The organism is Agrobacterium sp. S7/73, assembly GCF_019355535.1.
Lineage (GTDB): Bacteria > Pseudomonadota > Alphaproteobacteria > Rhizobiales > Rhizobiaceae > Agrobacterium > Agrobacterium tumefaciens.
The window spans coordinates 143,453-167,064 of the sequence record NZ_CP072139.1 but is presented as its reverse complement, the minus strand read 5'-3'; the positions used below and the strand labels follow the sequence as shown (position 1 = coordinate 167,064).

Here is a 23,612-nt window from a genome sequence, read left to right as displayed (position 1 = left end):
TTTTGCACAAGAAAAAGCCGTTTCTGGTCGCGCACCATTAGATCTTCGCGACTCCGCCGCACTACACCAATCACGTTACCGACTGTAGGCAGCGAAAAGAAACTTGCCGTTAGCAAATGCCCCCTAAAGTTGCCGAGGCACTCGCCAAGCTTGACAAGACGTATCATACTGCTTGGAGACCCATATTTATCCGAATAACTGAAAACATCTGGCCACAATGCCCGCTACAATGCCCTCGCAGCCCGACACCATGAAGCTGCATCCACCTACGGTGTCTCATAAAGCTCATTTCGAGAAAGTAGCTGCGGCACTCAAGGCTGAGACGACCGTGGTGTTCTGCGACACCTCTGTGCTGTTTTGGCTGTTCGGACTTAGCGCGGAAGCGCGAACTGAGTTCCTGAAGTGGGTCAGCGACAAATTGCAGATGCGCTTCCGGATTCCCGTTTGGGCAGCGCATGAACTCCACAAGCATATGGTCGAGAGCCCGGCGCGGCTGCTTCCCCTTCAAAGCGAGATCAAATCTGTCCAAGCGAAGATCAAGGAGCTGAAACGCCTTGTCAGTCTCGCCGCCGATAATCGTCGCCGACCAGGTTTTCTCGATCGGAGAGAATACATCGCGGCTCTTGACCGGTCAGCCGAGGAGTTCATCAAGCAGTGTAAGGCCGCGGGTCAAACCACGACGTGGCAGGACTTGGCAGCGGAGATCGTCCCGTTCATCAACGAGCACGTACTGTCTTCGAACATCTTTCCGCTGCACGGTGCCGAGGCCGAGTACGGAACGCGAGTTTCAGGACGAGTTCCGCCAGGCTTCAAAGACAAGAATAAGCCCGAGAACAGGTTCGGCGACCTAATTTTCTGGCAAGAAATCGTCAAACACTGTTCTGATCAGCGGGCGTTCACGTCCGCTGTCTTGTTGACGGATGATAACAAGCCAGATTGGGTGTTCAGGCCAGAGACCGTCCTCGATGACGGAGGAAACCCGCATCGAAACATCAGGAGCGATGGCTACGAGACATTTCTCGCGCCGCCGCTTCTGACGCACGAGATCGGCACGACCAGTCACATCTCGGAATTTTTCATTGTGAACACAACGATGCTTGCCGTAGCATTGGAGCGGTTTGCAAACTACCAGATTCCAGCTCTGTTTGCTGCTGTTCAGCCGGTCGTCCCCGCGTCTGGGTCACCAGCGGCCGGCACGTCATTGGATGAAGCCGAACGGCTAGCGGCAGCGCAAGAGGGTGTGGCTCCGGCGGCTGAAGTAGTCGAAGGATTGGCATCGACTAGCGCTATCGAGCAAGAAAGAGCACTCGATGACCTCCAGCAAGGCATAAACACCTACTCATCGGATGAGCTGCAGAGCCTGGGACGCGGCGTTTCGCAGGCAACCCGCACCGAGCTGCAGAATGCCTCGAACATGATTTATAGACTGGACTTATTGGCTGAAAGCCTACCAAGTGAAGAGCGAAATGCACTTTATCTCGGTCTGTTGAAAGACCTGTATTTCGATTCCAACAATAGGCCGCGCCCTCTCCCCCTTGACGGCGACGTCGAGGCGATATTCCACGTTCTTGGCAAGTTTGATGTGTCGGAGGCGCTTGAAAAGTTCGGGAGTGAAATCACGGGCTATGAGGATCGGTATCTTCGTTTGCCATCAAAAAATGCTGACAAAGTCCGGGTTTCTTTCATGCTCGGACCAGAACGACGCAATCGTCCTCGCGAACTCGAGCAGATCGTGGCAGACGGTCGACAAATTGTTGAAGAAATTCCTATCGATTCAGCTGACTCGCTGACAAAGATTTTCCCGACCGGCAACGCCACGGTAGATGAATTACTAGCGGCGATTGCGAAACGTTACAGCGTTCCCCTTGATTGGCTACTCTTGGACCAGCCCGGTCAGACCCTAGTCAATTGGGACGATACAAAAGGCTTTGTTGAACTATGACCTCCGAGACTTCCACTCCACCCGCCGCTTCTTCAGAACCATCGCGGCGTGCACATATTGGTCCGTATGTCTTGGAATCTCTGACTACAGGGATGTACGGCGAGCCGCGCCATACCATCCGCGAGTACGTCCAGAATGCTTTCGATGCGATCGAAACTGCCCGGGACAGCGGAACGCTTCAGAAATCGGAGGGCAGGGTCGTCATAACAATCGACAGAACCAAGAACTCAATCTTTATTCGCGACAATGGAAGCGGGATAAGAAGCGAAAACGCTTGGAGCACATTGTCTGCGATAGGTGCGTCCGCGAAGGAACGGTCTGAACGAGCTGGCTTTCGTGGCATTGGTCGCCTTGCCGGGCTAGCGTATTGCAACACGTTGAAATTCATCACGAAACATCGATCGGACGTACGGGAGACGACCGTCACTTTTGATTGTGTTCGCTTGCGTAAGGAAATGGACCCAGCTGAGAGCACCCAAACAGATATCCAGACACTTCTGACGGATACGGTAAAGGACACGTATCGGACGACGTCCGAGACTGAAAGGACGAGCCACTACACCGAAGTAGTATTGGAAGGAATCGACCTAGCGCCTGACGAAATGAAAGACGTTGACAAGCTTTCATCCTACCTTTCGCAAACTGCACCAGTGAAGTTTTACCCGAAGCTCTGGTCACATGAGCAAAAGATCGAAAACTTCGCTGCTGAGTTTGGAAAGCCGATCAAGACGATCGAACTGTTCATACGCCAGAAAGACTTTGCAGATCCGTTGAAGACAGGAGATGACGATGAGATATCCGACAACGAGTTCCAAATTTTCAAGCCATACCGTAACCACCATACTCCTAAAGGCAAAAAAGAAGCTGTTGAGGTTTCGGGGGTGACATTGCTCGCTGATACCAGCGGAGAGAACAAGTGGTGGGGGTGGATAGGCGATATGCCGACTGTCGCAACATTGAACGACACCGACGCCGCTGGTCTGCGCGTGCGTTCGAAGAACATTCAGATTGACGGGACAGATATCATGGAGCGGCTCTTCGCTGAGTCGAGGGTGAGCTACGCTCGTTTCAACAAATGGTTCATCGGCGAATTCCATATCCTGAGTGATGACGTCGTACCCAACGCTCGCCGGGACAGCTTCGAAGAAAACGATGCATGGAGAGGTATTCAGGACGAATTTGTTCCGATCCTGCAAGATTTGACGAAGCGGACTTACAAAGCATCGAAGGTCAGAAACGAACGATACAAGCGCTTTAAGCGCTCGGCTGACGCGATTACTGAGGCTGTTGAAAAGAGATTAACGCTTCCTGTTGGCGTAGACGGTGGAAATGACCCTGCTCTTCTTCTCCACATTGATGAAATCTACTTAGAAATATCTGCTGAGATCTCGAAAGACATAACCAATGACGAGGACACTCGAACATTAAAGTTGATGCTCGCTGCCGTGAATGAAAATCGACGGAGGCTACAACGCCAACTGGCAGCGAAGGTTGATGCGGATGTTCTCAGTGAACGGACGGGGACCGAGGAGCGTATTCTGCGCGTTGTCTGGAGCGTGATGCAGGAGATGGTCGATCCAGTTCTCTACAAAGAGGCGCGGCGCGAAATCGAGAGGAGGCTGGCGATTTGAGTAGACCTGTAGCCTTGCCGAAGAGGTGCTGAGGCGAAAATTCGTTCGGATGTGCGCCGTTAAAGGAGCAGTCGGCCAGACCACTATGCCACGCCCCACGCCCGAAACCTCCCCCTCCCCGTCATCTCGCGCAGGCCAAGCTCCATAACAATCCGGCGCGCCGCCTGCGGCGTCACATCGAGCGTCTTCGCCACCATTTTTGCCGACACCAACGGTTTGGCCATCACCAACTCAACCAGCTCCGGCAGTTTTGAAGATGTCCGGCGCCCCTCCAGCTTTCGCTCGAACAGTGTCCGGGCCAACGCCAGCCGGTCCTGCTCTTTTAACCCGATCTCGGCGGCCGCGATCAGGCCGTGAGAAATGGCCATCAGCCGGGTTTCCCGATCGCGATGCCGGCGCCGATCGACGGGAATGGTTTTCATGCCCAGATTGATGGCGGCCAGATGGGCGCCCGACGTGATGCCGGCCTGGCGGAGGATGGAGGCGGCCAACAGTCGGCCGAGCCATGGCGCGTGCTGCAGGACGGCAAGCTCATTCCACGCATCGAGGGCGATGATGGCTTGCAGCACCGCCGGCAAGTGTTCGGCCTGGCGCAAGACAGCACGCCATTCGTCCAGCCGCGCATCTTCGTCCCAGTCGAGATCGTAGATCATCGGATCTTTGTCTTGGCCGCCTCCGCGGCCGGGCCGGGTTGCGTTCTCGATCGCGGCCCCCGATCGGGCAAGTACCGCATCGATGGCGGCATAGTCGACGCCGGGTAGACTCTCCGCGTCATAACCATCCTCCCCCTCCGGATCAATGGCGCCCGCAGGCCGAATGACGCGGCCCGGATGCACCGCCTCAGCACCGGCCGGATTGATGTCCGACGTCTGTCGCAAAGTTCGGATACCCCCGGCCGACAACACCCAATCTGGTGCGTGCGATACAATGCGCCGGCGGGTGCGCAGCACGTCGCGGGCGATTGTCAGCTCGTGGGTAGGCGTGCGAATGTCCCGGGTGGCGTCATGGAGGACGAGGTCTTCCAGGTGGACGAGGTCGCCGTCGATCCACAAGGACGCGCAGGCGTCGGTGAAGTGAGACCGCTCGATCCATCCCTGCCCGACCGGCGAGCGGGCGATGCGCTCATCCAGACGCGTCAACGCGACACCGGCGTCGAAAGCCGGCTTCATCAACTCACTCATGCTGATTTTCGCGAGATCGTAAGCCATTGATTTTATGGTAAACGATTTGCTACAGGAACTCTATCAGAAAGTTTGGGTTCCTCACATGGCATGATTGTCGGTTGGCGTTATAACCATCGATAATGTTCAATTATCGATGGTAGTTGATTTCGCGGCGCAAATCGAGGAAAATCGGGGCAAATCACGGTGCCAGCGGCCGCCGAAACCCGCGATTCTGGAGCCTATCGTGCCTAAAACGAAGACATCACACACGTCCGTCGAGTGGCGCGCCGAAGAGCTCGATACCATCGCGTCCGTTTTGCCGCTCGAACGCCGCGACGAGCTTGCCGAGCTGTTGACCGATGATGACATCGAGACGCTGCGGCATCTCGTTAATCAGGGCATGGGCGACAATACGCTAAGGGCCCTGACGTCTGATCTTGCCTACCTGGAGGCCTGGGGTCTCGCTGCCACCGGACAGTCCCTGCCCTGGCCGGCGCCCGAGGCGTTGCTGCTCAAATTCGTAGCCCATCATCTGTGGGATCCGGAAAAGCGCGCAAGTGACCCCAACCACGGCATGCCCGATGATGTCGACAAAAATCTAAGGCGTCAGGGTTTCCTGAAATCCGTTGGCCCGCACGCGCCTGACACGGTACGGCGCCGGCTGGCCAGCTGGTCGACATTGAGTAAGTGGCGCGGCCTTACGGGTGCCTTCGCCTCCCCTGCTCTTAAGTCAGCCATTCGTCTGGCCGTGCGCGCCGTTCCGCGAACCCGTGCGCGCAAGAGCGCAAAGGCCGTCACTGGCGACGTTCTGGCAAAGCTGCTGGCGACGTGCGAGTCAGACAGCCTGCGCGATCTACGCGACAAAGCAATCCTGATGGTCGCCTTTGCTTCCGGCGGCCGTCGACGCAGCGAGATCGCCAGGCTACGCGTCGAGCAGCTGACAGTCGAGCCACCGATCGAGGTGAACGACGGTCCTCCCCTCCCCTCACTTGCCATCCATCTTGGTCGAACCAAAACGACGACCGGCGAGCAGGACGATGTCGTCTATCTCACAGGCCGACCTGTCGAGGCGCTGAACGCCTGGCTGGCGGCCGCAAAGATCGAAAAGGGCAGCGTGTTTCGGGGAATTGGGCGATGGGGCACCGTTTCGCGGCGTGCGCTCGATCCGCAGTCGGTCAATGCGATCCTGAAGCAGCGGGCACAGATGGCCGGGCTAGACAGTGGGGAGTTTTCGGCGCACGGGTTACGATCGGGATATTTGACGGAGGCCGCCAATCGCGGAATTCCCCTTCTCGAGGCGATGGAGCAGTCCAGACACCGGTCGATGCAGCAGGCTTCCAGCTACTATAACAACGCTACAAGGCGAAGCGGGCGTGCGGCACGCATTCTGTAATGGCGCTCATGCGTAGCATCAGACGCCCCGGCTTGTGGGAACTGGTTGCACAGTCAATCGGTCTCCCTGACGACCTAGGCAAGGTCGGAAATCCCGCTTCTCTGACGTTCTCGACAGGCTGGCATGGCCTCCTCTGCCTAAGCCGATGATCGATACGTGCAGAAGCAAGGCAGCCTTCACCAGAGACAATCAAAGAGAGTGCGTCCAGTTCGCGCCTCAGACGATTACCCGCAATGGAAAACCGAGCGTGGTTGTTGTTTCTGCAGATGAGTAGCTGAAGAAAATTACTCGCAGGGGATCGTTTGCGGAATTTCTGTCGGTATCGCCGCTATGCGGCGCCGACTTGGATACCGAGAGACAACACGACGAGCCCCGTGGCCCGTCCTTGTGAGACTTCTACTCGATACGAATGTTCTGTCGAAAGTTACAAAGCCTCGCCCTGATGAAGGGTGTCTGAAGTGCCTTCAAGGGCTGCACGTGGATTGAACCTTAATCAGCATCGTCTCTATTGCTGAAATTCGCCGCGGTGTCGCGCCGATGGATAGCGGCTGGTTCCTTGGAGGAACGGCTCACGCATGATCTGCCTCAACGCTTAAGAAAACAGGATTATTCCGGTGGCAGGTCATGCCGCCTTCGCCTGGGCCTATCTGATGGCGCTTGCCAAGCGAAATGGTCGCCGGCTCGGCTCGATGGTTGCTACAGCCGTCACTCACCCATTGACCATTGCGACGCGCAACATCAAGGATTTAGAAGGCTTCGGAATAAAAATCAGTGATCAGTGGGTGGACTGATCTGGCCGTTGCTTTTCGATTGAAAGGGCTGGACTGAGCGCTCTCCTACAAAATGATCAGGAATCACGCCGTAATCTTCTTATTGCTCACTGCACGCCCTTGGTCTGGCTGCATGAAGTCATCCATCACGTGATTGAGGACTCGCCGATTGTGAAAGACAAGGACGCCTCGTTCCTTGGGTTGGCCCACGACGTGCGCCGAGCATATGAGCGGCAGCGTCAAATTATTCAGCCGCCTAAACATTTTTGAAGAAATCGGCGTCCGATATGGCGTTCGGATCCTCTGGCCTGTCCTTTGGCTGCAGCATAGGCTGTTGAAGCGATCTCTCGCGTTTCTCGACGATAGAGCTAAGCTATCAATTATGCGTTGGAGGCCGTCATCGACGATGCATTGCGCGAGGATTTTGGCGCGCAGGCAGGTATATCATCGGTCTCTGACAGCACCTTAGTCCAGCACAGCCTGCAGTATTTGAGATGATCGACCGCCCAAGGGGATATTTTCTTCGTGGACGAAAGGGCAACGGAAGGCCGGCTTTGCGCTGCTCATTTCGATTTTCGATCAGATCTGTGACCGCTTCTACCCAATTCCATGTAAGAACAGCGAAAAGAACCTGCTATCTTCAGGAAAATTCGCCGCCTGAAAAAAATCAGGAGCGGGATCCTACAAACGGTCTCTACCCTCGTGACCGCCCTCCTCTGCCGACAGGCAGAAATCTCTCTGCTGTCCCTCCAGATAAGCAGGCTTTCTGAAGTTCTCCCCATTCCAATTTTAGTAGGTATTTCCGCTGCAGATGCCCGGCTACGAAGGGAATATTTCGAAAGCACGTAACGGGCGCAGCGAGGGTTCGATCGTTCTGGTGGCTCTGGTAGTCAAATTCCTCACTTGCCATGTGCTTGGAATATTCTGATGAGCTGCCTTGGCTGGCCGATAAGTCTTTCAAACGACACAGACCGTCGAAGGGCAGTGTCCATTTTCAGTCCATCGGCAATCCGATCGATACGTTCGCTAGACAAGTGTGTTTTTTCGACTGTTCTTTTGCGCCGTCGTGTAGTTGGCGCGAAAGCTGATTGTTGAGCGAACCCAGGTCGCTTTCATGGCGGCAAAAGCCGCATCAACCTGAGAAAAATGCTGCCTTTTCAAGAGAAGCGCCAGGACGCAATCAACGCGGTGTAGACGGCTCCGGAAAAGGCTATACTTCGTCGGACGTTTTCCTCGGCTAGACCCCGGTGCCCGGCCTTTAACAATTTTGCCCGGGTCAAAACTGATTTAATACCCTGCCAGGCTCGTTCCCTGGGGCCGTCACGGGCGACAAAGGCTTTCACGCGCCCTGAACCGCACCGCCGGCTTGAAGCCGCAGCCCGAAGGACTGACCCGACAAGAGGCGACTTTTTTCCGCTGATATCTGTGAACGGGCAGAATTGATCCGTAAGTACAAGCAGCGAAGGCGTGAGCGCATCATCGATGATTTTGCGACAGTTGATATCCCAGGTCCAAGGGCGAAAACCTTGTCAGCTGACAAGGTTTTGGAGACGCGGCTCTGGCTACGGATCAGCTCATCTTCAGGAAGCCCAGATACCAGATCTTCAGTTGTCGCGACCGCTAAAGTTCGCCCAGCTACCAGCGTCAGCGGTTTACCACGCTCGCTACCGACAACCTTGTCAGCTGACAAGGTTTGCAGTCCTCCATCAACTTCAACGGTCGACAATCATCCCGAGGCAGGGGCAGGGGGGCAGGGGCAGGGGGCAGGGGCAAGGGGGGCAGGGGGCAGGGGCAGGGAGGTTGATCTCATGCAAAACCCTCACCGCACCCAGACGACCTACACCAAGCGACAATATCCACTCGAGCAGGGCAGGGACGTGGACAACCGTCATTCCTGATGCATTTACATCCGAGCCCGTAAGCTGCCGCAACAGACGGATCTGATCGTGCTATGACAGAATGTGCATTTCAGTGTGAGGATAACTTCTGCTGCTCGATCCCTCGACCCAAGGTCACCAACAGCGCGCGTGGGGACGGAAACTATGAAATCTGACCGCCGAGGTAAAATGGACATGAATACGGGGAGGGGGCGAACAGGCTGCGACCACCATATTCTTCCAGGCCACTAACCTGATTCCGTAATTCGTTTAGCCTCCCGCCCAATGGCCGCCAAGTTCGATTCCCCTAACCCTGAACCAAAACAAAGACTGGTGAACTGTCGTGGCGATCGGACGGCGAGCCATAGGGCGCCTGTGGCGCGCAACAGAAACTTTCGTGCCGCGCAGGCCCATTAACGACGCCGCTGAGCGGGGCAGTGGGAGTCCGACAAAGGCTTCTTTAAAACTGTTCGGCTACCCGCCGAAGAATTTTCCGGGACTTCATATTGAGCGTTGTCAGATGAACCAGCGGATCGATGTCGCCAACCAATGGAACCTCTACCGATATCGTGGCATGGCCAGCAACTTTGTTTAGCAATTGGCTCAGCCCCAATATGCCATCACCTGGCGCCAACCGTCCTGCCCGGGCCTCGGTCATCATGTTTTCTGGACGCTTGGGTGCCGGCCCCACTACGTCACAGAGTTGCACGTGCCGTACGATATCAGTTTTGATCTCGTCAATGTTTCCGCCATTTCGAAAAAAGTGAATGGCGTCGACCAAGACACCTGCATTGTCTTGGCCGGACGCCGTGACCAGCGCACCAGCCTTGCTGTAGGTGTTGATAGTGCGCCAACCCATGTTCTCAACGTCGACAGCCAGCCCATATCGTGCGGCAAGCTGGCAGAACTCCGTCAAATTGCCGATTAGCCGTTGCAAGTCGCCATCGTCGCCGCATGCGGACAGGCGCTTGGCTCCAATATCGGCGGCGGCGGCAACGATGTGTTCGACGAGGGCAGCGTTAAAATCCGGGCCGATAATGAAAAACTCGATATCAAAAACGTTGATGCCTTCGCTGTCGAGTAGAGTTCGAAACTCCATTGCATCCCTGCTGCCCTGCGGCAGCTCGTAATAGGGTGCCCCAGGGAAAGCGGGATGCAGCCGAAGTCCTACGGAATTGAAGCCTGCGACTGCAGCATGCCTGACGAACTGCTGGGGCGGCAGTTGGATCGCAGAGAAATGGGCTGTGCCGACGGGCGGCTCTTTCACCGCATCGGTCATAGTACAACTCCGGTACGAGCCAAATGATCAAGCAGGTTAGCGCCGGTGCGATGGATGTGCTGATGAAGCTTGTCAGTCGCGTAATCGCTGTCTCTCGCCACAGCTCCCTGAGCGATTTCACTATGCTCCTGGCTGACATTTCGATCGCCTGAAGTCTGGGTCAGGAATTTTCTGCGATATCGATCATTTAGATTGAGTAGGGTCCTGCAGAAATGCAGGAGAAGCGGCTTTCCGCAGCCCGAAATAAGGGTTAGATGGAAGTCGCGATGCGCCATCTCCCAATATTCGAGAGTTTCCGGCTTGTTCGCATCGCGGTCGGCACGGTTGAGCTTGTGAAGCGCGCGCATGACATTGCTTTCCCACTCCGCGTCACCGAGCCTAATCGACTCTTTAAACGCGAAAACCTCCAACTCCTCGCGAAGACTCGTGATCTCTTTCAGATTTGCCAGTGATACTGGCGCGACCCGGTAGCCGCGATTGTCTTCAAACTCTACAAGCCCGTCGGAAATCAAGCGCGCAAGGCCTTCGCGCAAGGGGCTGAGGCTCACATTGAATGACTGTCGCGCCTTGTCGAGATTGATCTTGCTGCCAGCCTCCAGCCCTCCCGAAATAATTGCTTCGCGCAGCCGGAATGCCAGTTGGCTTCCAATCGTATTCTTGCCGTCATCGGCAAAGTCACCATTTCCAGCTTGCTCGCTGGGTGCGTCGGGTGAGGCACTCTGTCGCTTCATGAAACCTCCCACGCGAATGTCGCGCTTGGTCGATGGGCGATATTATAAACGATTATTATTGTCAACGAATTTGGAGTTTTCCACCATAGTTTGACAGCACAAGTCAGCATGTCGAGAGGAAAAAGCTTCGATATCAGCTATTTATCTCATAATTTTGAAATTTCACAGAATCCTGACGCTGGGGGCGTTGATGAGCGCTTGACAGATAATCGATTATTTACGTATCACTCGAGCGTTGGGAGGTAACGATGGTGATTAAATCTGAAAGAGACTTAACGCCCGCCGTGATTGCGGCCATGGGCCAGACCTCTGATCCAAGGATGCGGGACATCCTGATGGCACTGGTGAAACATCTCCATGCTTTCGTTCGCGAAGTGCGGCTGACCGAGGTGGAATTCCGGGAAGCGACTGCGGTTCTCAACGAGATCGGCCAAATGCAAACCGACAGTCATAACGAATTTGTCCTCATGTCCGGCTCACTTGGCGTTTCGTCCCTTGTCTGCCTGCTCAATAACGGTGACAAGGGACAAACAGAGACTTCACAGTCGCTTCTTGGACCATTTTGGCGCCTGAATTCTCCAAGAGTTGAAAACGGCGGCACGATCATCCGGTCCTACACGCCCGGTACGCCGCTTTTCGTCCATGCTCGTGTCATCGATCGCGAAGGCAATCCGATATCTGGTGCCGAAGTCGACGTCTGGCACGCATCCCCTGTCGGTCTTTATGAGAACCAGGATCCGGATCAGGCGGAGATGAACTTGCGCGGCAAATTCACGACGGACGGGGAGGGACGTTTCTGGTTCCAGACAGTCAAGATGGTTGGTTATCCCATCCCCGTCGATGGCGTTGTCGGACGCATGCTCAAGGCTCAGGGCCGTCATCCTTTTCGACCGGCACATTTGCACGCGCTGATCTTCAAGCGGGGTTACAAGACGCTGATTTCGCAGGTTTTCGATCCGAGCGATCCGAATATCGAATCCGACGTTCAGTTTGGCGTGACTGCGGCACTCACCGGCGATTTCATTCGCCACGACGAACCGCATCCAACCAACCGTGACATTCAGGCGCCGTGGTTCTCGCTCGACTACACTTATGTCATGGAAGCAGGCGAGGCTCTCTTGCCGCGCCCGCCAATAAAATAACGTTATTTGGAGCCGGATAATGATTACCGAGGAACAACGCCAGACAGCAGCCAGGGCCATCCTGGAGGCCGAAACCACGCGGACTCCCATTGTCCAACCCAGCAAAACTTATCCCGAGCTCGAAATTGAGGATGCGTATCGCATTCAGGCGCTTTGGGCCGAGTTGCGTGTGTCGCGCGGCGCGCGGATTGTCGGTCACAAAATAGGTCTGACGTCTCGCGCCATGCAAATGGCATCCAAGATGACCGAGCCGGATTATGGGGTGATCCTGGATGATGCGCTCTACAATGATGGCGCGCAAATAAATACGGATTTGTTCATCAAGCCGCGCCTGGAAGTCGAGTTGGCGTTCGTAATGGGTGAAGACCTGGAGGGAGCGGGCACCCGTATCTATGACGTCATGCGCGCGACGGAGTTCATTCTGCCTGCGCTCGAGATCATCGATTACAGAACCGAAGTTCCGCGTGCGATTACCGACACAATCGCCGACAATGCAGCCTTCGGAGCAATCGTCGTGGGTGGGCGGGTGATCCGCCCGTTTGATATCGACATACGCTGGGTCGGAGCAACTCTGTCGAAAAACGGCATTATCGAAGAGTCCGGGGTTTCAGCCGCGATCATGGGTCATCCGGCCGCCGGCGTTGCATGGCTGGTCAACAAACTTCATGCCGTCGGCGGCGGCTTGAAAAAAGGTCAGATCGTCCTTGCGGGCTCATTTACGAGACCGGTCGACATCATAAAGGGCGATGTCATTCAGGCTGATTATGGGCCAGTTGGCTCAATCGGCGTCTCTTTTACGTGAGGTTGAGATGGATCTTCCAGTCAATAAATTTAAAGCAAAACTGCAGGCCGGGCAAAGCCAGATAGGACTTTGGTGCGGGCTTCCAGGGAGCTACGCTGCCGAAATCGTGGCGCCAGCCGGGTTCGATTGGCTGTTGTTTGATACCGAACATTCCCCCAGCGACGTGCTGACCGTGCTGCCACAATTGCAGGCGATCGCCGCTTACGATGTCGCCCCGGTGGTGCGCCCAGCTGTCAACGATCCAGTGCTGATCAAGCGATTCCTAGATATTGGTGTACAATCTCTTCTAATCCCCTTTGTTCAAAATGCAGACGAAGCGAAAGCCGCGGTGGAAGCAACCCGCTATCCACCGAAAGGAATTCGAGGCGTTTCGGCCCTTACGCGTGCCACACGTTTCGGCAGGGTAAAGAATTATGCCCAGCAGGCGGAGGGGGAGATTTGCGTTCTCGTTCAAGTCGAAACGCGGGAAGCTATTACTCATATCGAGGCCATGGCATCGGTCGAAGGGGTGGACGGGATATTTATCGGCCCGGCGGATCTCGCAGCCAGTTTCGGCTATCCGGGACAACCAGGCCACCCGGAAGTGGTCGAGGCGATTGAAAATACGATCGCATTACTCAAACGGCTCGGAAAGCCGGCAGGAATACTCACGCCTGACGAGAAATTCGCGGCACGTTGCATGGAATTGGGAACGCTGTTCACTGCCGTCGGTGTCGATGTCGCATTGCTGGCGCGCGGATCAGAAGCACTAGCGGCCAGGTTTTCGAAACATTTGTAGACATGCGAGCTTCCGGGCACGTCGTCACCGAACTTGCGCCTATGGGCGTGAACCCATTGGCATGTGAGAGCGATGCGGCCATCCGATCCAAACGCGTGCCAACTCGCATTCGAGGCCGAGACCGGTCCGACCGTATCGGTGTCAACAGTCTTTCCATCCGGCCTGATAGCCAGCATGCACCTGCGCGCGGCGGCGTGTCGCTCCTGATTGAGGAGCCCTGTATCACGTTAGCAGCCGGCACAAAGGAGGCGAGGCTGCGTCAAAAAGACCATGCCTGTCGATCTTGTAATTGAGTTGTTAAAGGAGCATTTCGGGTGGGTGCTATGCAAAAGCACAGACAATTCCAAGCAACAGACTGGAAGTACTCGAAATGGCTGACCTGGAATGGGTAGACTTTTTCCCAATAGTTTTCTTGCCGTTCAAAATTATCGTACTGGGCATTGGCATGTACTACGCCATCAAGTGGCATCACGATCAGGCTAAGAAAGATAACGAGGCCAAAGGAAACTGAGCGCCGAGAGGTGTCAACTTGCTTCAATCCACATTGGTTTGGAAGCAGAATGGACCTTCTTCAAACCCGCCTCGAGGAAACGTAGGGGGCGATTTGCGTAGCAGGAGATCGAGCATAGACCTCGCCTCACGCACCTGGCCCAATAGATTATCCGCAAGCCCTTATCCATGCATTTGTTTGACCAGCCCCGCCCGTAACAAGGTGGGGCTGAACTAATTTCTCTCGACCGGGCATCTCTGACGGTAAAGTCGAGGCACAGTTTGAGAAACGTAGCGGGTAAGCGCGGCTTAAAGCAGTGGCACGCAAGTCGTGAAGCTTACTTGCTCAGCGTTTGCGCGATAAGATCGAGACGCCATCTTCGCACTTATTGAATCGGATAATCCGTCAGCTGCCATCATAGTGGACGAACGGATCGTTTTTGCAGCTCGGGGCGAATTGGACGCGCGCTCGCCGAGAAATCCCTAGCGCAAAACATAGGGCAGCCAAGCCTCATTTCACTCGCCTTCACAATCGAGAAACACCGGAAGGCCTATTACTCAGAGCTTGAGCGGCATCAGCGCACTCTCGATATCACCGACTGGGTCATTTTCTTTTCAGAAACTATCCTGGATGCTCAACGGGCGACGCTTGAGCGCATAGATTTCTTCATTCAGAAAGCAAAGTTCTATTATCGTTTTCGGGGCCAGCTAAACGATCGGCAGGAAAAAGTAGTCGCGCGCATCTTCAAGGAAGGCACGGCAGGCTTCAAGGGGGGGCTAAGTGCCGAAAACTACATTTCGATCACAGACACCTCCCGCGCTACAGCAACACGCGACCTTCAGCAGCTCGTGGAGATTGGCGCACTGACGCGTACGGGTGAACGTAGGCATACCCGGTACTCGCTGTCATTGCAGAAATAAATTGCCGCTAGTCCAGTGAACTCAACCAAAGTCATTATCTAGGTAACCGATTGTTCGATTCCGCTCTCATCAGGTTTTTCGGAAGGACGCCGGCCGGTAATATCCTTCTCACCGGAGATGCGCGGGGCGATCACATTCTCAACGGCCTCGAACAGAGCGGTGCTGTCGCGACAGGTGCCGCCCACCACCTTCGCCTTCTCAAGGTCTAGCACCACGGCAGCGATAGAAACGTCACAAAAAACTACTTCGAACGCCTGCCTGATGACATCTATCTGCTCTCGGCGAACGGCAAACATGGGAATCCGGACCAGGAGGTCCTGGCGGTGATCGTTGATGTCGCAAAGGCTGATCAACGCGAACCGCTCATAGTGGTCACTAACGAGGCGCCTTCGCTCGAATGGCTACGCCAGAATCGCTCTCCTTCGCAATTCGGTTATGAATTGGTCGTTCGAAAGCCAGCCAACCACGCTGTCGTGATCGATCTATTGCAGGTAACGTAGCCTGACGTGCCGCCTTAGAAATGGTCAGGGGCGACTGCCAGATATCGGTCATGGCTCATAATCGGGCTCAGATGCAGAGATTAGCAAGCGTAATCTCCGCATCGCTACCGCACACTCATATTGACCGATAACGCGAGTTACATTTGATGTTTCGTTCCCGTGCCTAGAAATTTTGTGGCGATGAGAAAATAAAAACAAAGGCGTCCTTGGTTCCTATCCTCTCAAGAGCTAAATCTAGCAATTGTTTTAGATTGCGTTCCCTCGGACAGGATTGATGATTTCGATCCCGTGAAAATCTCGTTCATTATCGGTGACAACAACGCAGCTATTGGATTGGGCGATGGCAGCCACAATCATGTCCAGCGCACTACGCGGGCGGCCGGTTGCCCTTCCTTGTGCCATCAGCTCTCCCCAAACGAGGGCTGCCTTCTCGTCAAACGAAAGGATGCGACCTGCGAAGAGTGACAGCGGCCCCTCCTTGCCTCCAAACCAAGTTTCGAGATCGGTTCGCTTTTTACCCGCCGGCTTCTCGAGTATCCATCGGTGTATCTCGGCGATAGTGAGCGACGCGATGAACAAATCATCGTCAAATTGTTCAGCCATCCATGTCAACAATGACGCTGAAGGCTCTGGTTTCGTGATATTGCTGAGAATGTTGGTGTCGAGCAAATAGCGCATTACAAATCGATCTCGCGACCTTCTTCGCGTGAACGGGGTGTGTCGAGATCTGCTCCAACCAAGGGTGATCGGCGAAATGCCGCGAGAATCCCTCCCTTTTTCGGCGGCTCTCCAGCGAGAGTTTCGCTTACAAAGGCTCGTAGATTGGCTGCTTCCGGGCCATCTTCGGCCAATCGGCGCGCAAGTGATCTAATCAGGCTGCGATCACTATCGCGCCCGAGCACCTCAAAACGAGCGAGACCGCGGTCGCCCAGGCGGCTTCTATAATTCTGAATTGCGCGTGTCTGAGAGCTAGCCATCTGATCCTCCAGATATTTCCAGTAATATAGCTGGATATCGAGGTTTCGACAAGTCGTCAGGAGAATGATATTGGCGCAGCTAGAGAGCTAGTTTGATTAGAATATTGGGGTCGTCAGTTCGTATCCCCTCAAGAGCGTCACCGCTAAGTCGGTTTACTGAACCCAAACTCGTTTGATTGCGTCAAATGCAGCGACGATCGACGGATCGCCCAAGCGCGCTTCCAGGCAAAGGAAACTTAAGGTCGTCGAGAGCTTCACATTATCAGCGATGACCAGTCCATGAGACTGCTGTTCATAAAGGGCAATCGATTCCCGGCAAAGGCTCAGCCCTATCCCTGTGCGTGTCATGGCAATCATTGACGCTTCCTGATCCACCTGCGCGACAATCTGTTGGCGAACGCCAAGATTGGTGAACAGCCGTGCCAGCATCCGGTTATGGACCGATGCGGGTGGCGTGCCGATCCAGGGGAGGGAGGCAAGCTGTAACCAGTTGGCCCCTCGAACAAAGCTGGCGAGCGATGGCGGAGCGACAACGCAATAGGTCAATTGCGCAAGTGCGCGAGAGTGGAAAAGCGACGCGGTACTCCCTCCAGTAACATCAGTCGGCGGGTCATAGTCCCTTGGATCACCAAGATAAAAACCGGCGTCGAGTTCGTTTCGCTTCAGCCTCTCCGGCACATCGCCGCTCATGCCATGACGCAGCGTTGTCTCGATACCTGGCCCGTTTTCGATAAGTGCTTTCAGAAACGCCCCTAATCGTGTGAACTCCGGATCGATGATCGTTCCGATCCGCAATTTTCCCCGGACGCCGGTCGATAAACGCCCGGCTGTCTGGCCAAAGTCCGTCAGCGCCGCCAGCACTTGCTCGGCCTTTGCCGCCAACAGTGCACCTTCCTGTGTCAACTCCAAACCTGTCGAGGTCCGCCGGAACAGGGTTAGCCCGGTGTCAGCGGCCAAGCGTTTCAACTGAAGCGTCACCGCAGGCTGCGTGACGTGCAGGTGCTCGGCGGCGCGGGTGACGTTCCCTTCTCGCCCCACGGTAACAAACGCTCGCAATGTTCTCAGATCGATACCTTCCAGCATATTAATTTCACTTATAATGCTTGGTTGAATTTGTCATTGGATTTCACGAGCGAATGTTGGCTATGCCTGCATATAAAGCAGGGAGGAAGCATGGCATGCCACTGCAAAGTGTCCAGTCTTATAATTGTGTGGTGTTCCATCGCGATTGGAGGGTAACCCAATGAGGAATGGTGGTTCCGGCAATTTCCACGACGTTTTTGACTACATTATCGTCGGTGGTGGCTCTGCAGGCTGCCTGCTTGCCAATCGCCTCAGTCGTGACCCGTCAAAACGTGTCCTGTTGCTGGAAGCCGGCCGCAAGGACGACTACCCCTGGATACATATCCCGGTCGGGTATCTCTATTGTATCGGCAACCCACGCACAGACTGGCTTTACAAAACCGAACCGGACGCCGGACTGAACGGTCGTTCGCTACGCTATCCTCGCGGTAAGACGCTTGGTGGCTGCTCGTCGATCAACGGCATGATCTATATGCGTGGTCAGGCACGCGATTTTGACGGGTGGGCAACGGCAACCGGCGACGATGCCTGGTCCTGGCAAAATTGCCTGCCCGATTTCAAGGCGCACGAGGACCACTACCGGCTGGACCATGGCGCAGACCCGAAGACTGGTGGCAACAGCAGATTTTCCGACATGCATGGCCATGGCGGCGAATGGCGCATCGAGAAGCAGCGGCTGAAATGGGATATCCTCGAATCCTTTGCAGAAGCCGCGGTGGAAGCGGGCATTCCGCGTTCGGACGATTTCAACAGTGGCGACAATGAAGGCGTCGGCTATTTCGAGGTGAACCAGCGCTCGGGCTGGCGCTGGAACACGTCCAAGGCTTTCCTGCGCCCAGCGAAAAACCGCGCAAACCTAACGATCTGGACGCAATCTCATGTCGAGCGTTTGATCCTTGCGAACGAGGCATCTGGTCGCAAGCGGTGCATCGGTGTTATTGTTGAGCGTCAAGGGCAGCGCACGGAGGTTGGGGCGCGGGGAGAAGTCATTCTGTCGGCCGGCGCCATCGGCTCACCACAAATCCTGCAATTATCAGGCATCGGTCCAGCGGGATTGCTGAAGCGTTTCGGTATTGAGGTCGAACACGACCTGCCAGGTGTCGGAGAAAATCTTCAGGACCATCTGCAGATCCGTGCCGTCTTCAAGGTCGGTAATACGAAAACGCTGAATACGCTCGCCAACAGCGTCTTTGGTAAAGCGATGATAGGGCTCGAATATGCGTTGAAACGCAGTGGTCCGATGAGCATGTCGCCCTCGCAGCTGGGCGCCTTCACCCGTTCGGACGAACGCCAGGCCCACGCCAATCTGGAGTATCACGTCCAGCCGCTCAGCCTCGACGCCTTCGGCGAACCGTTGCACACTGTCCCCGCTTTCACAGCCAGCGTTTGCAACCTCAATCCATCGAGCGTGGGCAGCGTTCGTATTCGCTCCAATAAGGCGTCGGACGCGCCGGCGATTGCGCCGAACTATCTCAGCACGGACGAAGACCGCAGGATTGCTGCCGAAAGTCTGCGGCAAGTGCGCAAAATCGTGTCGCAGCCGGCATTGGCGAAATATAGACCGGAGGAGTGGAAACCGGGCCCGCAGTTCCAAAGCGATGAGGAGCTGGCGCGGCTTGCGGGCGATATTGCCAATACCATCTTCCATCCGGTTGGTACGACGAAGATGGGCGGGGATGACGATCCTATGGCGGTTGTCGATAGTCGCCTCAAGGTTCGCGGAATCGCGGGACTGCGGGTCGTCGATGCGGGCATCATGCCGAAGATCACCAGTGGTAACACCAATGCGCCGACGCTGATGATCGCCGAAAAGGCAGCCGGCTGGATTGTTGCTGACGCACACGCGTAGAAAACTATTGGGGGAGGTTACAGGATGACATCAATAGCACGTTCAACGCTTCCGCTTTCCGGCGTTCGAGTCGTTGATTTTGGGCAGTATATTGCTGGCCCGGCCGTGGCCATGATCCTCGGCGATCTGGGTGCTACCGTCGTGCATATCGATCCCCCCAGCGGGCCGCTCTGGGACAATCCCGCCAACGCCATCCTCAACCGCAACAAGCTGATCGTCGCACTCGACCTCAAAACGGAGAAGGGTTTGCTTGAGGCGAAAGCGCTGGTGGCCGAGGCTGATATTGTGATCGAGAACTTTCGCCCTGGTGTGCTTGCCCGGCTCGGGATCGATTTTTCGACTTTGCGTAAATCGCGGCCTGAGCTGATCACCCTGTCTATCCCAGGTTTCGCCTCCGACGATGAACTCCGCCGGGACTGGCGAGCCTTCGAGACAGTGATCGCAGCCTCGTCGGGCGTCTTTACGGATATGGGCTTAAACCGCGTTCTTATGGGTATCAACCCGTCTTTCTCGCCGCTCCCACTCTCTTCCGCATATGGTACGATGCTTGCGGCCTCCGCGACGGTGTTGGCGCTTCAGGCGCGTGAGCGCACCGGCCACGGCGATCATATCGAGGTGCCGCTGGCAAGCGCCGTCATGGAGGGCCTGTCCTACAATTCTATCCTGATTGACGACTATCCGTTGCGTTATAAAACCCAGCGCGAGCGGGAAATCGAGCGTCGGCGCGGCGAGGACCTGCAAATGGACATGTCTTTTGACGACCTCCAGGAGTTTCTCGATCCCTTCTATCGCAGCTATAGGTGCGCCGACGGGCGGATGTTCTACGTGGTCTGCCCCAGCCACAAGAACCATGCCAAACGCTGCCTGCAAGCGCTTTGCATTTACGACGAGCTCGTTGCTGAAGGACTGTGCGAGGAGGAAGACACCTATCTTCCATTTTCGCAGTGGTCTTCGGACGTTTCGCTCGGTGTCTATCCGCTCCCAAAATTCTGGGCTGACAAAATCGCTGCTCGCATGAAGGATGTTTTCCTGACCAAAACGGCTTCCGAATGGGAACGTGTCTTCGGAGAAGGGCTGTTTCCGGGTGCGCCGCAACGCTGGCTGAAGGAATGGATCGCCGACGATCATGCTAAGGCTGCCGGCCTCATGATCGAAGTGGACGATCCGATCTTCGGCCGCATGACCCAGCTTGGGCCTATGGCCTGGCTGCAGGAGAGCGCCGAATCTATGTTAACGCCAAGCCCGAGACGTTGGGGAACGGCCAGGGAGGCGCTAGCACTGCTCGCCGGCATGGAGCACCCTTCCTTGCCGGTTGTAGCGAATGAGGCCCCCGGCGGCTGGCTGGACGGCGTCAAGGTTCTCGATCTGTGCAATGTGATCGCCGGTCCGCATTCGGTCGCCTATCTTGCCCGCTTCGGTTCGGAGGTCATCAAGATCGATCCGGCCAAGCCGCTCTATGACTGCTGGAACACCGTGATCTTCGGCATGTCCCACATGCGCGGCAAACAGTCCGTGCTCCTGAACATAGGTTCGCCCGATGGCCGCATCGTGTTCGAAGAACTGGTGCGCTCAGTCGATGTCGTTGTCTGGAACGCCACCGACCGTCAGGTCAAGGCGATGGGGCTCGATGCCGAAAGCCTGAAAGCGCTCAACCCCCAAGCGATCTTCTGCCAGCTCGATTGCTTCGGCGGCGTGCGCACCGGTCCGCGTACCGACTATCTCGGCTATGACGACCTCGTGCAGTCGGCAACTGGCATCATGTTGCGTTTCGGCGGCTCCATGGACACGCCGGAGGAACACGCCCATGTCGGTACCATTGACGTAATGTGCGGTTTCGGCGCTGCGCTCGGCATTGCAGCGGCTTTGTATCAGAAATCCAGAACGGGGGTCATTGGGCCGCATCCGATCGCGAGGCCTATCTGGCGAAAGCCTTCATGACGGCACCTGCTGAAACCTGGCAACAGCGCCTGCAGAAAGCCGATATCGGCGTATCTCTCTGCGAGAACATCGAGGAGATCCGCAGCCGCAGCGCCCGCATTGCCGACGGCACGCCGGGGATCGACCGGGGCAGTTATTCATTCTCGGTTTTTCCAGACCATCCGAGCGGGCACACCGTCACTCAGCTCGACCCCTTCGCCATCCGTCCGGCAGTCGGCAAGGTGACGGCTATAACGCCAGCGGAGAAGTACGGCGCCTCCACACGCGCCGTTCTCCGCGACCTGAACTACACGGATAACGAGATCGATCGGTTGATTGCATCCGGCACGATCAGCGAGAGTTGGAGCGCAGAGTATCTGCCGAGTTAGCAGGACACGGCAGCTTCGTGTTCTGAGGAGGATACCGAAGCCGCTCACGGCCCGTCCAAGTGCGCGATGGCATTAACGGGTTAGATATTCAACATGGCACCTTGGGCGGAAGTGCCACGAAAGAACTTTTTGCCTCGACATGACTTATACAAGCACATTCGAGGCTGCCGGGGTGAAAGTGATCAATCCCTAGTCCATAACCACAATCTTCATCTGGGTGCCGTATGATCATACCGCACCGTGATCTGCTTATCGTAGTGTGACCCGACATAGCTTCGCTCATCCTTTTCGGGGCTAGTGAGATTAAAATACCAATAGTCGCGTTATTTGACCGTCACAGTCACGAACTACGCTTCCAAACGGAAGTCCGCCGCAAGTTAGGCACCCCACGTCCGCCGCATCAGCTCCGTGAACAACGTCCGGTAGCTGATGTCAGTCTCTCTCGGCCTTTTAACCTGGCTGCAGTCCAACAAGAGTTCAGCTGTCGTTGGGTCGTAAACATTGAGGCGGAAGGAACTGATATGGAAGGCCGGAAAATGAAGGGAAAGCCCCCAAACCTGGATGTGGATGCCTCAAATGCTCCAGTCTCCAGATGGAAACACCGGCGCAACGGGAACCCTCATCCATTACGTCAACGTCACCCCGTTGCCTTCACCGAATGACCGGCCGCCCGCAATAGCGCCATCAGCACCGGCCCCAGCGAAAACTCACCCCGCTTGGCCCGATTGGTTAGGTCTCTGAGATACCCGCCGGCCGAATTGATGTGACCGCCCCGCTCGAGAATGCAGGCGATCGTCACTGCCGCGTTCTCCGGACCCATCACCTCACAGGCCTCTTGATATGCGGACGGGCTCACCCCGAGCATCGATCTGACCACCACGGCGGCCGTCATGAGTTCTCGCCAGTTTCTGATCTGGCCTTCAGGACCGTAGTTTGAAATCTCGGGGCAGGCGCGCAAGACGAGACCAATCGGAAAAGCCTTAATCGGCACATGTTCGGCCTGCTTATTCGGGCTCGGCTTCGCCTCCTGCTCTTTTTCAGAGCTAGGTTCAAGTTCATTAAGGAGGTTGGTATTTGAATTCTGTATGTGACGCTCATTTTGAGCATCATTGGTGGCCATTTCTGAAGAAAAATCATCGGAATTCAACTGGTTGATGATGTTCTGCCGCAAATTATCCATCTCGATGCCCAAATCTCTCAGTTCGTCGAGCGTCGGGTTTCGAGGAATTCGCCTGACAGCGGCCAGATATTGTTCTTCCAGCTCGTCCCAATCGCCTGCAGCTCCCTCTTCGACGGCCGCCGTAATCAGCTTGCGGATATCCCGCCGGCAGATCGTTAGGTTCTCCTTTGCCCTGCGGAACGCGATCCGATCGGCAGCCACCTGCTGGGCAAGGCATGCCAGTTCCTCGGCGCGCATCAGAAGCGGCGATATGTCAAAACCGAAGGCATGCTCGATCGAGCCTTCACCATCTTTTCGGGCGTAGCGTTTGCCGTTTGCACTATCCTTGCGGATGATCAGCCCTGCATCGACAAGCAGGGCAAGATGACGCCGCAGGGTAGCGCCCGCAATGCCATGCGCACGAATTGACAGCTGAATGTTCGACGGGAAAACGATAAGCTGTGCGTCCTGGCGCAGCTCATTTTCAGGATAGAAACTCAGAAGCGCATCGAGCACTGCAAGGCTGCGATCCTGCAGACCAAGCACCTCTCGCGCCTCCGATGCGTCGCGGAAGACTTTCCATTTGTCTGCCGACTTGCCTTCCTTGATCCTGGTCGTGGCAATCTGCTGCTTCACAAGCGCAAGCGTTACCGACCGCCGCCCAAACGGCGTCGTCACTTGTCCACCTTCCATGTCCCTCGCCTCTTCAAAAAGGCAAAAGATTTACGCTCACCAAAACGGTGCCAAAGACTCTTGACTAGGATTCATGGAAATGCGATTCTCTAGCTCTCACACGACGAGAAGGGCTTCCATGACGGCA

General features: G+C 55.7%; 18 protein-coding genes and 4 pseudogenes. 13 read left to right on the top strand and 9 right to left on the bottom strand.

Annotated features, from left to right (window positions below; all coding sequences use genetic code 11):
- The first annotated feature begins 250 nt into the window (after window positions 1-250).
- On the top strand, window positions 251-1,942 hold the full coding sequence (locus J5276_RS30100) for a PIN-like domain-containing protein (protein ID WP_209159691.1): 1,692 nt from the start codon (window positions 251-253) through the stop codon (window positions 1,940-1,942).
- Window positions 1,939-3,573: an ATP-binding protein gene (locus tag J5276_RS30095; protein WP_209159689.1), complete on the top strand. Its 1,635-nt coding sequence runs from the start codon at window positions 1,939-1,941 to the stop codon at window positions 3,571-3,573. Before J5276_RS30100 ends, J5276_RS30095 begins: the two co-directional genes overlap by 4 nt.
- Before the next feature lie 83 nt (window positions 3,574-3,656).
- Here the strand turns inward: J5276_RS30095 and J5276_RS30090 are convergent, their stop codons facing one another.
- The gene (locus J5276_RS30090; RefSeq protein ID WP_209159687.1) at window positions 3,657-4,781 is read right to left on the bottom strand and encodes an RHE_PE00001 family protein; all 1,125 of its coding nucleotides are present in this window, start codon (window positions 4,779-4,781) and stop codon (window positions 3,657-3,659) included.
- Window positions 4,782-4,980: 199 nt separating this feature from the next.
- Here J5276_RS30090 and J5276_RS30085 point away from each other — a divergent pair, with 199 nt between their 5' ends.
- The 3 genes and pseudogenes from J5276_RS30085 (at window position 4,981) to J5276_RS30075 (ending at window position 6,920) form a co-directional block, all read left to right on the top strand.
- Entirely contained in the window at window positions 4,981-6,129 is a 1,149-nt protein-coding gene (locus J5276_RS30085) for a site-specific integrase (protein WP_162694979.1), read from the top strand.
- Between the two features lie 145 nt (window positions 6,130-6,274).
- Window positions 6,275-6,520: pseudogene (locus tag J5276_RS30080) on the top strand (type II toxin-antitoxin system prevent-host-death family antitoxin).
- Window positions 6,517-6,920, top strand: a pseudogene (locus tag J5276_RS30075) (VapC toxin family PIN domain ribonuclease). The pseudogenes J5276_RS30080 and J5276_RS30075 overlap by 4 nt, the downstream one beginning before the upstream one ends.
- Before the next feature lie 1,318 nt (window positions 6,921-8,238).
- On the opposite strand, the gene J5276_RS30070 reads toward J5276_RS30075, so the two are convergent.
- The 3 genes from J5276_RS30070 to J5276_RS30060 all read right to left on the bottom strand — a co-directional run bounded on the left by J5276_RS30070 (window position 8,239) and on the right by J5276_RS30060 (window position 10,786).
- Window positions 8,239-8,625, bottom strand: coding sequence for a hypothetical protein (locus J5276_RS30070; RefSeq protein ID WP_127966546.1), 387 nt, complete (start codon window positions 8,623-8,625; stop codon window positions 8,239-8,241).
- Window positions 8,626-9,236: 611 nt separating this feature from the next.
- Window positions 9,237-10,055 carry a sugar phosphate isomerase/epimerase gene (locus J5276_RS30065; RefSeq protein ID WP_112650948.1) on the bottom strand — a complete coding sequence of 273 codons (819 nt, stop codon included), beginning with the start codon at window positions 10,053-10,055 and terminating at the stop codon, window positions 9,237-9,239.
- Window positions 10,052-10,786 carry a GntR family transcriptional regulator gene (locus tag J5276_RS30060; protein WP_112650947.1) on the bottom strand — a complete coding sequence of 245 codons (735 nt, stop codon included), beginning with the start codon at window positions 10,784-10,786 and terminating at the stop codon, window positions 10,052-10,054. The genes J5276_RS30065 and J5276_RS30060 overlap by 4 nt, the downstream gene beginning before the upstream one ends.
- Window positions 10,787-11,034: 248 nt before the next feature.
- Here J5276_RS30060 and J5276_RS30055 point away from each other — a divergent pair, with 248 nt between their 5' ends.
- The 5 genes and pseudogenes from J5276_RS30055 to J5276_RS30730 form a co-directional block, all read left to right on the top strand.
- Window positions 11,035-11,928, top strand: coding sequence for an intradiol ring-cleavage dioxygenase (locus tag J5276_RS30055; protein WP_065662880.1), 894 nt, complete (start codon window positions 11,035-11,037; stop codon window positions 11,926-11,928).
- A gap of 19 nt (window positions 11,929-11,947) precedes the next feature.
- Window positions 11,948-12,730 (top strand): 2-oxo-hept-4-ene-1,7-dioate hydratase, encoded by a 783-nt coding sequence (hpaH, locus tag J5276_RS30050; protein WP_065662879.1) that lies wholly within the window; start codon window positions 11,948-11,950, stop codon window positions 12,728-12,730.
- Between the two features lie 7 nt (window positions 12,731-12,737).
- Complete coding sequence (gene hpaI / locus J5276_RS30045) at window positions 12,738-13,508, top strand: 4-hydroxy-2-oxoheptanedioate aldolase (RefSeq protein WP_112650946.1); 771 nt, start codon at window positions 12,738-12,740, stop codon at window positions 13,506-13,508.
- 370 nt (window positions 13,509-13,878) lie between these two features.
- Complete coding sequence (locus J5276_RS30040) at window positions 13,879-14,019, top strand: hypothetical protein (protein ID WP_003518781.1); 141 nt, start codon at window positions 13,879-13,881, stop codon at window positions 14,017-14,019.
- 425 nt (window positions 14,020-14,444) lie between these two features.
- Window positions 14,445-14,918, top strand: a pseudogene (locus J5276_RS30730) (Fic family protein); the annotation flags it as partial.
- 38 nt (window positions 14,919-14,956) lie between these two features.
- On the opposite strand, the gene J5276_RS30035 reads toward J5276_RS30730, so the two are convergent.
- A complete protein-coding gene (locus tag J5276_RS30035; RefSeq protein WP_247749991.1) occupies window positions 14,957-15,214 on the bottom strand; it encodes a hypothetical protein in 258 nt (85 codons plus the stop codon).
- Between the two features lie 27 nt (window positions 15,215-15,241).
- Here J5276_RS30035 and J5276_RS30030 point away from each other — a divergent pair, with 27 nt between their 5' ends.
- Complete coding sequence (locus J5276_RS30030; protein ID WP_157998948.1) at window positions 15,242-15,418, top strand: hypothetical protein; 177 nt, start codon at window positions 15,242-15,244, stop codon at window positions 15,416-15,418.
- A gap of 246 nt (window positions 15,419-15,664) precedes the next feature.
- Here the strand turns inward: J5276_RS30030 and J5276_RS30025 are convergent, their stop codons facing one another.
- The 3 genes from J5276_RS30025 to J5276_RS30020 all read right to left on the bottom strand — a co-directional run bounded on the left by J5276_RS30025 (window position 15,665) and on the right by J5276_RS30020 (window position 17,478).
- Window positions 15,665-16,096, bottom strand: coding sequence for a type II toxin-antitoxin system VapC family toxin (locus J5276_RS30025; protein ID WP_209159777.1), 432 nt, complete (start codon window positions 16,094-16,096; stop codon window positions 15,665-15,667).
- On the bottom strand, window positions 16,096-16,395 hold the full coding sequence (locus J5276_RS30725; RefSeq protein WP_112650943.1) for a hypothetical protein: 300 nt from the start codon (window positions 16,393-16,395) through the stop codon (window positions 16,096-16,098). Before J5276_RS30725 ends, J5276_RS30025 begins: the two co-directional genes overlap by 1 nt.
- 153 nt (window positions 16,396-16,548) lie before the next feature.
- Window positions 16,549-17,478 carry a LysR family transcriptional regulator gene (locus tag J5276_RS30020; RefSeq protein ID WP_035200724.1) on the bottom strand — a complete coding sequence of 310 codons (930 nt, stop codon included), beginning with the start codon at window positions 17,476-17,478 and terminating at the stop codon, window positions 16,549-16,551.
- Window positions 17,479-17,638: 160 nt separating this feature from the next.
- Here J5276_RS30020 and J5276_RS30015 point away from each other — a divergent pair, with 160 nt between their 5' ends.
- On the top strand, window positions 17,639-19,327 hold the full coding sequence (locus J5276_RS30015) for a GMC family oxidoreductase (RefSeq protein ID WP_035200727.1): 1,689 nt from the start codon (window positions 17,639-17,641) through the stop codon (window positions 19,325-19,327).
- 24 nt (window positions 19,328-19,351) lie between these two features.
- A pseudogene (locus J5276_RS30010) lies at window positions 19,352-21,633 on the top strand (CoA transferase).
- A gap of 637 nt (window positions 21,634-22,270) precedes the next feature.
- Here the strand turns inward: J5276_RS30010 and repC are convergent.
- Window positions 22,271-23,485, bottom strand: coding sequence for a plasmid replication protein RepC (gene repC, locus J5276_RS30005; RefSeq protein ID WP_174066571.1), 1,215 nt, complete (start codon window positions 23,483-23,485; stop codon window positions 22,271-22,273).
- Between the last annotated feature and the right edge of the window lie 127 nt (window positions 23,486-23,612).